Origin of the sequence: Chamaesiphon polymorphus CCALA 037 (assembly GCF_003003845.1) — a bacterium.
Taxonomy (GTDB): Bacteria; Cyanobacteriota; Cyanobacteriia; order Cyanobacteriales; family Chamaesiphonaceae; genus Chamaesiphon; species Chamaesiphon polymorphus.
Map to the genome: position 1 here is coordinate 1 of NZ_PVWO01000195.1, position 9923 is coordinate 9923.

The 9923-nt window shown below is 47.2% G+C and carries 11 protein-coding genes; 5 read left to right on the forward strand and 6 right to left on the reverse strand.

The window, feature by feature from the left end; translation table 11 throughout:
• Nucleotides 1–1002, forward strand: a 1002-nt coding sequence (locus C7B77_RS15395; protein WP_245894216.1) for a DUF1350 family protein, incomplete at its 5' end; no start/stop codon positions are given.
• Between the two features lie 47 nt (nucleotides 1003–1049).
• Here C7B77_RS15395 and purU read toward each other — a convergent pair.
• On the reverse strand, nucleotides 1050–1907 hold the full coding sequence (gene purU / locus C7B77_RS15400) for a formyltetrahydrofolate deformylase (RefSeq protein WP_106306483.1): 858 nt from the start codon (nucleotides 1905–1907) through the stop codon (nucleotides 1050–1052).
• Between the two features lie 212 nt (nucleotides 1908–2119).
• On the opposite strand from purU, the gene C7B77_RS15405 reads away from it, so the two are divergent.
• Nucleotides 2120–3550 carry an isochorismatase family protein gene (locus tag C7B77_RS15405; RefSeq protein ID WP_106306456.1) on the forward strand — a complete coding sequence of 477 codons (1431 nt, stop codon included), beginning with the start codon at nucleotides 2120–2122 and terminating at the stop codon, nucleotides 3548–3550.
• 16 nt (nucleotides 3551–3566) lie between these two features.
• Here the strand turns inward: C7B77_RS15405 and C7B77_RS15410 are convergent, their stop codons facing one another.
• The 4 genes from C7B77_RS15410 to C7B77_RS15425 form a co-directional block, all read right to left on the reverse strand.
• Nucleotides 3567–4475 carry a DMT family transporter gene (locus tag C7B77_RS15410; RefSeq protein WP_106306459.1) on the reverse strand — a complete coding sequence of 303 codons (909 nt, stop codon included), beginning with the start codon at nucleotides 4473–4475 and terminating at the stop codon, nucleotides 3567–3569.
• A 27-nt stretch (nucleotides 4476–4502) separates the two neighbouring features.
• Nucleotides 4503–5060, reverse strand: coding sequence for a peroxiredoxin (locus C7B77_RS15415; RefSeq protein WP_106306462.1), 558 nt, complete (start codon nucleotides 5058–5060; stop codon nucleotides 4503–4505).
• Nucleotides 5060–5470, reverse strand: coding sequence for a globin family protein (locus tag C7B77_RS15420; RefSeq protein WP_245894217.1), 411 nt, complete (start codon nucleotides 5468–5470; stop codon nucleotides 5060–5062). The genes C7B77_RS15415 and C7B77_RS15420 overlap by 1 nt, the downstream gene beginning before the upstream one ends.
• A gap of 106 nt (nucleotides 5471–5576) precedes the next feature.
• On the reverse strand, nucleotides 5577–6428 hold the full coding sequence (locus C7B77_RS15425) for a M24 family metallopeptidase (protein WP_245894218.1): 852 nt from the start codon (nucleotides 6426–6428) through the stop codon (nucleotides 5577–5579).
• 56 nt (nucleotides 6429–6484) lie between these two features.
• Between C7B77_RS15425 and pdxR the strand changes: the two genes are divergently transcribed.
• A complete protein-coding gene (gene pdxR / locus C7B77_RS15430) occupies nucleotides 6485–7924 on the forward strand; it encodes a MocR-like pyridoxine biosynthesis transcription factor PdxR (RefSeq protein ID WP_106306468.1) in 1440 nt (479 codons plus the stop codon).
• A gap of 127 nt (nucleotides 7925–8051) precedes the next feature.
• Complete coding sequence (locus C7B77_RS15435; RefSeq protein ID WP_106306471.1) at nucleotides 8052–9134, forward strand: hypothetical protein; 1083 nt, start codon at nucleotides 8052–8054, stop codon at nucleotides 9132–9134.
• A gap of 42 nt (nucleotides 9135–9176) precedes the next feature.
• Here C7B77_RS15435 and C7B77_RS15440 read toward each other — a convergent pair whose 3' ends face one another.
• Entirely contained in the window at nucleotides 9177–9512 is a 336-nt protein-coding gene (locus C7B77_RS15440) for a winged helix-turn-helix transcriptional regulator (protein ID WP_106306474.1), read from the reverse strand.
• A 118-nt stretch (nucleotides 9513–9630) separates the two neighbouring features.
• On the opposite strand from C7B77_RS15440, the gene C7B77_RS15445 reads away from it, so the two are divergent.
• On the forward strand, nucleotides 9631–9867 hold the full coding sequence (locus C7B77_RS15445; protein WP_106306477.1) for a thioredoxin family protein: 237 nt from the start codon (nucleotides 9631–9633) through the stop codon (nucleotides 9865–9867).
• Nucleotides 9868–9923: the final 56 nt, after the last annotated feature.

The window sequence follows — 9923 nt, forward strand, 5'->3', positions numbered from 1 at the left end:
ATTCTACTTCTACTATCGGTGGTTAATATTGTTAACTTGGGGAAGATTATGTCGAAATTGAGAAATACGATGCCACCAATGTTCGGGTTTATCCCTGTTTCTAATAGTTGGATTGCAATACATCCCCAACCTAAAGGAGTAATTCAGTTTATTGGCGGTGCTTTTTTCGGGACATTTCCAACCATTTTTTATCGATATTTCCTCCAAACATTATTTGCATCAGGCTATACAATTGTCGCATTACCATTCAGGTTTAGTTTTCGGCATTGGAGAATTGCAATTGACTTACTTAAAGAACAAGAAATATTACGCGATGAGCTAGGAAAAATTGCCGATCGATTAGAATATAAATCCGATCTATATCGAGAAAAGAAAAACTACTATTGGCTGGGACATAGTTTGGGTTGTAAATATATCGCACTGCTAGAATTCTTGAGCGGTCAGCAGTGGCAACAGATCGCACAGAATTGTATCGGAGTGAATGTCGATCGTGAAGTTGAAGCAATAATTGCTGCTGCCGATTTAGATGGTGTCTCAATTTTAGACCAACCTTCTTTACTGATTGCACCAGATATTAGCGATACAGAAAGTGCAATTCCAATCCGATCGATCGCGAGTTTTCTCGATCGGGTTGGGTGGGGTGTAAAACCTACCAGGAAACAGACTCAATGCTTTATCGAACGCAGTCGTTTATTTAACCTAACTGCATTAATTTCCTTTGAAAAGGATACCTTGGCGGGAAGCCAAACAGATAGTTCTAAGTCTCCAGAAATTAGAGAAAATAGTGATGTCTTGTGGGCGATCGAGCAATTAAAGCAGCGTAAATTCCCAATTTTATATCGAGAATTGCCAGGTAAACATCTGGAACCATTGGGAATAAGTATCGGCAAGTATATAGTAGACTTTAATCCATTTGATAAATTTATAGCGTCGATCGACAGTAGGCAGCTTGAAAGTTTCACGCTTGAATTTATTGATGAATTGAAGCAAAGAACTCAGTAAAGTATCATCATAAAATTACCTGTATTTTAGTATCGTTCGGGCAATTGCTAATCAAATACCACAGTTTTATTCCCATACACCAACACCCGATTTTGGAGATGGTGTCGCACCGCCCGCGCTAACACGATTCGTTCGAGATCCTTCCCTTTCCTAATCAAATCGTCCACCTCATCGCGGTGGGTAACTCTGACCACATCCTGCTCGATAATCGGCCCAGCATCCAGCTCGGAAGTCACATAATGACCCGTCGCCCCAATAATCTTCACCCCGCGCTCGTAAGCCTTGTGATAGGGATTGGCACCGACAAAAGCAGGCAGGAAGGAGTGGTGGATATTGATAATATTGTGACTGGGGAATGTATCGATAAATTCGGGACTGATAATTTGCATGTATTTAGCTAGAATCACCAAATCGATGCAATATTCTTTAAGTAATTCTAGTTGTCGTTGCTGCTGTGCTTCTTTATTATCTTTAGTAATTGGCAAGTAATAATAAGCGATCCCAAATTGCTTGGCGATCGGTTCGAGATCGGGATGATTGCTAATAATGAGGGGAATTTCTGCTGAAAATTCTCGCGCCTGTTGTCGCCAAATCAAATCTAATAAACAGTGGTTTTGACGGCTGACCCAAATTGCCATCCGAGGGATGGTATCTGAAAATCGAATTTGATAAGTACCATCTAAAGGTTGAGAAATAGCCCCAAAAGCTGGAGCGATTAATTCGCGAGGTAGATTGAATCCTTCAATGTGCCACTCGATCCTAGTCAAAAATAACCCAGCATTAAAATCGGTATGATGGTCGGCATGAACGATGTTACCACCGTTGGAATAAATAAAATTGGCAACTTTAGCAACCAAGCCCCGACGATCTGGGCAGGAAAATAATAGAGTAGCGGTCGGTTTCATAAAAAATAGAGCGGGATGCGGGAAACTCAATGCTTCAGCCTCGATCGGTTTCTATGATAACCACATATGGGCAATATTTCACCACGATCTTTTCCAGATATCGAAATCGAAGTCAGACGATTATTTAGTTTAGAGGCGATCGATTATCACACTTTCAAATCGAGTCATATAATAAGTAATATAGCCCTAATAACTCTCAAAACATAGGATCGATGAAATTATCCGCTCTTTTAATTGTCGATCTCCAGAACGACTTCTTAACCCAGGGCGGTGCTTTTTTTAAGTGGCATATCGAACCCCAACAACTCTGCGAAGCTATCGATTGGTTGGTGCAAGCCGCACGGCAACAACATCGACAGGTGGTGTGGATTACTTCAAATTATGGCGAAGTAACTGGAACGCCAGAAGAACTCCAAGACAAAACCCACATCGGGAAACCTTGTTGTGTCAAAGGTACTTGGGGTAGCGAAATCGTTCCGGCTTTGCAAAGTGCATTCGATCGCCGAACGGATGATGAACTGGAGATCGTCAAATATTGGTACGATGCTTTCAATCGAACGACACTGCACGAATGGTTGCAAGCAAAGCAAATTACCAAACTCTCGATTTGTGGCGTCACGACAAATGTATGCGTGTTTCAGACTGCCAAGTCTGCGCTGCGCTTGGGCTATCAGGTGGAGATTTTAGAAGAAGCTACCTCAGCCAGCACGCCAGGTAAACATCTACTGGCAATTCGCGAACTGGAAAAACTTGGAGCTACCACCAGACATTGGGGCGAACTGCTCTCCGATAGCCATCCAGTCCGACTGAGCGGCATTGCTGGCGATAGCAGTTTGGATTGTGCGGCTCTCTCGTCTTGCGTTAATGAGAGGACATTTCAAACGCTGCACGATGAGGTGGCTTGGCATCACATGATTCATCGCGGCAGCGCAGTACCGCGTCTGATTGCCCTCCAAGGCACTAAGGAACCCGATGGCGTCGAACCCTTATATCGCCACCCAGCCGACGAGCAACCCCCGCTAACCTACTGGACGCCGACGGTTGATGCGATTCGGCAAGATGTGGAACGCCGCATCGGTCATCCGTTGAATCATTGTTTGATTCAACTCTATCGCAACGGGCGCGATTTTATTGGCGAACATGCAGATAAAACGCTCGATGTGATGCGTCCTTCGTTTATCGTCAATGTCTCGCTCGGAGCCACGCGATCGATGATATTTCGATCGAAAACCGACAAAGGTGCGGTACCTCAAAAATTGCCGTTACCGCACGGTTCGTTGTTTATGTTGAACTTAGACAGCAACCAAAAGTTCTATCACGGTATCAAACAACTAGGAAACGACGGCACGGACGCACCGAGAATCTCGCTGACGTTGCGGTACATCGGCACCTACTACGATCCGACTAATGGAGCCGTTTGGGGTATTGGCGCGCCCAGCAAAACCAGAGCGGAGGCAAATGCGAGAGTAGAATGGATCGATGCCCTTGCCCCTGAAGCAAAACTTGCCAAGGAAACCGCAGAAGCAGAGTGCATGTTAAGACTTTTTCGTGAGGAAAACATTAATGACAGTTTCGATGCCAATGATTACCAGCCGGGATTCGATATTTTAGACTTTCAAGGATTTGTCGATCGACGATCGTGATTACTGAGCCAATTATCTAACCACGATCGCCTCCAGTTATTGTAGCCAAAGCAGTCCGTTTGCCTAAAGCCACACAGATAATTACAGCGATCGCAAAACCAATTGTATCGATCGTCAAACGTTCGCCCAGCAGTACGACGGAGCCAAAGATCGTAAAAAATGGCTGAACTAGCTGAAGTTGTCCGACGCGGGCGATCCCTCCCAGCGCAAGCCCCCGATACCAGGCAAAAAAGCCCAAGAACATGCTAAAAACGCTCACATATAGAAAACCGAGCATTGGCTTGGGTGCGACGGCGAAAAAATTAGCTGGCGCATGTTGCCAGACGATCGGTAGTAGCAGCGGAGCCGATAATAATAACGACCAGCAGATAACCTGCCACGAGCCAAACGTGCGGGATAGTACCGCACCCTCTGCATAACCCAAAGCCGCAGCCCCAACTGCTCCAAACATCGCTAGATCCGCCCACTTCATCGCGCCGCCACCAGATAACAACGCAAAGCAAATTACTAACGTACTCCCCAAGCAAGCAAACAGCCAAAACTGAGGTGAGGGTCTTTCCCCAGCTCGCCACACGCCGCACAGTGCTGTCGCCAACGGCAAAATTCCAGTAATTACGGCTCCATGAGCCGCCGCTGCATCGCGCATGGCGATCGCCGATAATAATGGAAACCCAATTACCACGCCCCCAGCCACAATCGCAAAATTGGGAAAAAATCTGGCTGGTGGCATCTTTTGACGGGTAACGAGCAATAAAATTAATGATAATCCGGCTGCCACGATCGCGCGCCCCAAACCGACAAATACCGGATCGAATCCCGTGACAGCAATGCGGGTGGCTGGAAGAGTCAGGCTAAAAATCAGCACGCCTAAAAATCCATAACCAAAACTCATTAAATCTTGCTGAGAATGTGGATCTTTACTCATGATAATTCTCTAATTTAATTAAATGCTTTACCCTGCTGTTTCTAACCAGCTAATTACCTCGTCAGCATTTCTGTCTGGTGGGAAGACAGGATAGAACACCTTCACAATCTTGCCTGCATCCATAATTAATGTGACCCTTTTGATAAGTGGCTGAGAATCGATCTCAAACATTGCCAGATTTAAAGCTGTCGCAAATCGCAAATCAGCATCGCTGAGTAGTGGGAACGGCAAATGGAGTCGATCGACTGCTTCTGTTTGGTATGCGGTACTTTGGGTACTAAGTCCGAACACTTGCGCCCCTAGCTCATTTAGCTCTTGGTGCAGATCTCGAAAAGCGCATGACTGTGGCGTACAGCCCCTTGCGCCAGGAATCTCATCCCATCCAGTCGGCAAAGGAACACCAGGCTGTCCTGTCATTGGATAGCAGTACAGGACAACATAGCCAGGGATAATTGATAAATTGATGCGATCGCCTTGAGTTGAAGCCAAAGCAATCGGTGGTAGCAGTTCTCCCAATAAGCGATCGCAAGCACCATCATCGATCGGGATCGGCAGATCTTGGGGTAGCTCAGTTAACCGTTCCATCAGCTCTCCAATTTATCTGCGCCGTCTAACATAAGCTGCGCAACCGCAGTATACGCCTCGATCCAGGCTTGTTTAACCTCTTCAGTCCAATCAGTTCCCAAAGCAGATTCTAGCGACTTCAGAAGGCTACTCCCGACCATTGGATAATGTTGGGGCAACACTCCATATTTGATATGTCTGGTACCCAAACCTTTGAGTGTCGCAGTCAAAACATCGGGTTTGCGGAGACTATCGATCGTCAATACCAAGGAATCAAATAATTTTTGCCCCTGTGCTTCCATGTGTGCATTGGCAAACAGCGGCTCGACTTCTGGGTAGTCAGCAAATAGATTTGCATAGAATGTTTTGGTAAAGTCTGCGCTGGAGGCTTTGACAGTGCTAAAGCTCTGTTCTAACAGTTCGATATTCATAGTTATTAAATTAATTGAGAATTGAGAATTGAGAATTGCGGATGTACGAGATTATTGTGACATCCCCGACTTCTTCAAGAAGTCGGGGATGTCACAATAATAGGGGCTAAATTAGCAAATCCTCATAAAATGCCCCAAATGGTAGCTCTGGATGCCGAATTTGGATTTCTAATACCCATAGTTTGGGTGAAGGGCAAAAGGGAATAGTCGTCAGTCCGCCTGCATAGTGAACATCATGCGGAAAGTCACCGAGTCGATGACCGCTCAGATCCAAATTTAAGACCCAGCCCATCTGCTGCGACGTTATTTCGGCAAACTGATATAGGGCTTCACCGCTGAGTTGCTCTTGTTTCCACTTATCTGATACCTGTTGAAAAATTTGCTTAACATCCTGCGCACACCGCTGAAATTCTGGGTTATTTCCAGTTACAAATGTTTCGCCAGCATCGCCTTCATATTGCTCCCATACTGGGCCGATATCGATGAAATAAATATCATTTTCTCCCAATCTGATTCCTAATTCGGAATCTGCACCAAAAGTTTTAATAGTATTGGCACCAAAGCGAATGTATGGCTTGTGCCAGCCCTGACGCGTACCCATTTCTCGGAGGGTATCGATTGCCATTTGATTGGCATCTTCTTCGAGCATCCCGACCTGAATTTGCGCGGCAATCTGGCGAACTGCCTCAAACGATCGATCTCGAATTTGAAAAAATAAATCTTCAGAAAAGCCATCTTTGGTCTTTTCTAATGTTTGCATATTGGCATTTGTCATATTATTTCTCCTGATAACGATCGATTCTGGGACAGAGCAACTGAGGTTGAGCGCGTTGGGTTTCGCGTTGTCTTGACTCGCTAAACCGTCTGGAAACCAGACGAGCGCGAGTCGCTGCTCTACCCAACCTACAGATCTTTGCTTTCCTGGGGGCGTTGCAACTGCTGAAGTTAGGGCTATCATAAGAGAAAATTGGACTGATGTAATGCTCCAATATCGGAATAAAATTGTGTGCCAATATGCTGCATGTCAAACTCGATCGCGATCCGGCGCATCATCCCTACTACCTGCAAATTCTCGAACAGATTCGATCGAGTATCCTTGCTGGCGAACTGTTAGCAGGAAGCCAGTTACCGCCGAGTCGTCAACTAGCGATCGAGTTAGGAATCGCCCGTCGCACGGTGACGATCGCGTATGAAGAGTTGTGCGCTCAAGGCTACTGTCTGAGCCGAGTCGGACGGGGTACGGTGGTTGCGCCGATCGTCCAGGTAAATCCGCCACCACCAGATCGATCGCTAACTGGATTACCGCAATGGTTGACTGTAGCGGCTCCCGAATATCGCGCCAAAGATCCAGCCCCTCAGAAGTCACTCATCCGGTTTACACCTAGCTTCGCTCAAACCGATCGATTGCCCTTCAAAGCGATGCAACAAGCTTTTCAATCGGTGATGCAGACTGCACCCACTCGTTTTCACGAGTACGATCGGAATAACGGTCATCCCACATTACTCGCAGCAATTTGCGAGCATGTATTACCCGATCGCGGCATCCAAGCCACTCCCGACCAAATTTTGATTACCAATGGTTCGCTGCACTCTTCCTTCCTGCTCGCGCGGTTGTTTGCCACCTATGGGGGCAGTATCAGCTACGGTGTACCCGGATATCTGGCGATTCCGGCTAACTTTACCAGACAGGGAATTGTGGGGCTACCATGCCCGATCGATGCTGAAGGCATGTGTCTGTCTGAGGAGGCGCGGTTGGCGCGGTTTCACTACGTGATGCCAGAACATCACTTTCCGACAGGCGTAACACTGTCCCCAGAGCGGCGCGCGGCGATGTTAGAATTAGCCGATCGCCATGATGCGCTGATTATTGAGGATGATTACGATAGTGAGTTTTATTTCGATCGACACCCACTTCCCGCGCTGAAGGCGATCGATCGAGGCGAACGAGTTATCTACATGGGGACTTTTTCCAAAGTGTTATTCAATGGGTTGCGATTGGGCTATATCGTCGCGCATCCAACGATAATTCAGCAACTTGTCGATCTGCGGTGGCAGCTAGATGGTATTACCAGCCTCCTGTTGCAACTGTGGCTGGCAGAATTGCTCGATTCGGGATCGGTCGATCGACATTTACGCCGGATGCGCGTCCACCATCGCAAAAAACGCAATCTCATCGCCGATTATCTGCGGCGCGATTTTCCTAATTGGCAATGGCAGTTACCCAGTGGCGGATTGCAGTTTTGGATTAAATTACCATCCGCTGGATCTACCGATGCGATCGTCCGAAAATGGTTGGAGCGAGACGTTCAAATCTTGTCTGGTGGGGACTATTACGATCGCGAAGCGTTCCCTTTGGGAAATCGCGATTCACCAGTACATGACGATCGGCTGATTCTCGGATTTGGTGCGGTGACTGAAGCTCGAATTCATGAGGCATTCGATCGACTTAAATAACCCAAGTGACTACCTGTATAACTTATAGGCAATCGTCCAAATGATGCTGCCAAAACGATCGAAGTCTTCTGACCCAAAAAAATCGCTTAGCATATAAAAGAATTCACTTTTATCTGGAGGGTAAGACATGCTGCCTTATCGGTCTCGGTTTAGTCTTCTCATCATTACGCTACTGCTGCTCGTCACTTCCTCAATAGCCAAAGCACAGCAAGCCCCCGACGAAGCACTCGTGAAGGCAGCCTTGCTAGTCCGAACTGTCGATCGATTATCTGCTCAATGCAAAGCTGGAAAGGGCTTCAACGAAAAACAATCAGCCGCGATCGCTACCTGGGAAACAGCACAAAACGTCAATAACATTCGCACCCAACTGGGATCGCTCTCCTCCGAGCTGCAACAACAGATAGATCGAGGTTCTACCAACCTGATTACCGCACTACGCAAAAATTACAGCACCAAAACTCCTTGCGAAATCGCGGCAAATATCATTACCACCCCCACCGCAAAATTCGCAACCAGCAATTCCAACCCAGAGCCGCGTAACAATTCCAATCCCAATCCCAGCTCAACTGTTACCACATCTTCTTCTGCGATCGCCAGTCGAGTCTCCGAGATCGACTCCTTTGGCTTCGATACCAGAGCATCGATCGGCGTTGGCGGCTTCGTGACCCAAGATATCTATCCAGTCGTCCTCTTCCGCAATGGCAACGCCCTCAAAAACGTCTCAGCCCTCACCTCCGCCAATGGACTCGCAGAGCATCGCCAAGCGCGCCCCAAAGACTGGACGCAATGGCGACGCAGCAGCGGCAAAGTCGAGTTACTCACCGCTACTAAAGGATGGAAAGCCTTACCCTTTTCGGCTACCTATCAAGCCTTACCCGCCGATTTCCAACTCAACGGCACCTATCGATCGCTCTCAGGAACGGGCAATGTCGCCATCGGTGGGAGTGCCTCAGTTGCAGCCTGGAAAACCTACACCTTCTCCTCAGACGGTCGAGTCATTCGAGGCAGCGGTGCGGGCGGATCGAATGCTGGTGTTGCGACCTCTTCAGTTTCCCCCGCGCAGCGCGGTCGTTACAAAATCGACGGTCTAATGCTGCGGATGACCTACGACGATGGCTCCACGGAAGAACGGCTCATCATTGCCAATCCCAAAGACCCCAAGACGGCCATTTGGCTGGACGGCACAGGCTATAGCAGAAGCAGGAAGTAAACTGGAGTCTGTTAAAGCTCTCAACTGGATTCGTGGCTGTGACTACAGGCACTTAAACTCTTCTTCAAGTTTAGCCAGCTCGTCTAAAATACCCACAAACTTTTCACCAAAAGGTGTTAGAGCATACTCGACACGCGGGGGAATCTCTGGATAAGCATGACGATGGAGGATTTTATAGTTCGTCAATTTCCGCAAGCGTTCGTTAAGTACTTTTGTCGTCAATCCCTCAACGCTTCGCTCCATTGCGCCCGGACGACAGATGCCTTGGCGGACTAGTTGCAACACAGAGACCGACCATTTACAGCCGAGAATATCCTCAGCCATTCTGATGGCGGAAGTCTGCTTGACTAAAATATTTGAATCCTCACGATCGGTCATTTAGCCAAATCCGTACCAAAAAGTATCTACCTTACTAAATCGTACCTGCTTTCGGAATTTCTGGCTGTTTGCTAAGTTGATGTTGTCAACAAATTTACTTATCTTGCGAGACAACAATATGAAAACTAAAGCCATTTTTTATCACGCTGGTTGCACCGTTTGCTTGGCTGCCGAACAAAATATTGCTAGCGCAATCGATCGCGATCGTTACGATCTAGAAATCGTACATTTAGGCACTCAAAAAGAGAAGATCGGTGATGCTAAAGCCAGTGGCGTAGAGTCAGTTCCCGCTCTGGTAATCGACAATAAACCCTTTCACATCAACTTTGGTGCGAGCTTAGCCGATCTAGGCTAATTCATAGCTTATCTAGCTTCGATCGGTACTATAAAACTGCTCCCTCCCCTTTATAA

Coding starts and splice junctions, on each gene's coding strand:
- purU (WP_106306483.1), bottom strand. CDS start 1,907: ATGAAACCGACCGCTACTCTATTATTTTCCTGCCCAGATCGTCGGGGC.
- C7B77_RS15405 (WP_106306456.1), top strand. CDS start 2,120: ATGAAATTATCCGCTCTTTTAATTGTCGATCTCCAGAACGACTTCTTA.
- C7B77_RS15410 (WP_106306459.1), bottom strand. CDS start 4,475: ATGAGTAAAGATCCACATTCTCAGCAAGATTTAATGAGTTTTGGTTAT.
- C7B77_RS15415 (WP_106306462.1), bottom strand. CDS start 5,060: ATGGAACGGTTAACTGAGCTACCCCAAGATCTGCCGATCCCGATCGAT.
- C7B77_RS15420 (WP_245894217.1), bottom strand. CDS start 5,470: ATGAATATCGAACTGTTAGAACAGAGCTTTAGCACTGTCAAAGCCTCC.
- C7B77_RS15425 (WP_245894218.1), bottom strand. CDS start 6,428: ATGATAGCCCTAACTTCAGCAGTTGCAACGCCCCCAGGAAAGCAAAGA.
- pdxR (WP_106306468.1), top strand. CDS start 6,485: ATGCTGCATGTCAAACTCGATCGCGATCCGGCGCATCATCCCTACTAC.
- C7B77_RS15435 (WP_106306471.1), top strand. CDS start 8,052: ATGCTGCCTTATCGGTCTCGGTTTAGTCTTCTCATCATTACGCTACTG.
- C7B77_RS15440 (WP_106306474.1), bottom strand. CDS start 9,512: ATGACCGATCGTGAGGATTCAAATATTTTAGTCAAGCAGACTTCCGCC.
- C7B77_RS15445 (WP_106306477.1), top strand. CDS start 9,631: ATGAAAACTAAAGCCATTTTTTATCACGCTGGTTGCACCGTTTGCTTG.